This is a genomic window from Streptomyces xylophagus (assembly GCF_000716435.1).
GTDB classification, from domain to species: Bacteria; Actinomycetota; Actinomycetes; order Streptomycetales; family Streptomycetaceae; genus Streptomyces; species Streptomyces xylophagus.
Window position 1 is genome coordinate 1 of sequence record NZ_JNWO01000194.1, and the last position, 372, is coordinate 372.

Below are 372 nucleotides of genomic sequence, written 5' to 3' on the forward strand. Positions count from 1 at the left end.
TGCGTGTACTGCTTCGCCCGCAAGTCGCACAGCTATCTGGACCTCGACACCGGCCTCGGCTTCGACTCGCAGATCGTCGTCAAGGTGAACGCGCCGGACCTGCTGCGCCGCCAGCTCGGCTCACGGCGCTGGCTCGGCGAGCACATCGCGATGGGCACGAACGTCGACTGCTACCAGCGCGCGGAGGGCCGCTACCGGCTGATGCCGGGCATCCTGCACGGTGGAGCCCGGCACACCCTCCCCGGAGCGGCGCCTGGACACCGTACGGACCCTGACCGGGCACGGCATCGACGTCGGCGTCCTGATGGCCCCGGTGATCCCCTTCCTGAGCGACCACCCGGCCCAACTGCGCGCCACCGTAAGGGCAATAGC

At 69.9% G+C, this 372-nt stretch carries 1 pseudogene; it reads left to right on the plus strand.

Going from position 1 to position 372, the window contains the following annotated elements:
- Window positions 1–372: pseudogene (locus OO70_RS53560) on the plus strand (Rv2578c family radical SAM protein); the annotation flags it as partial.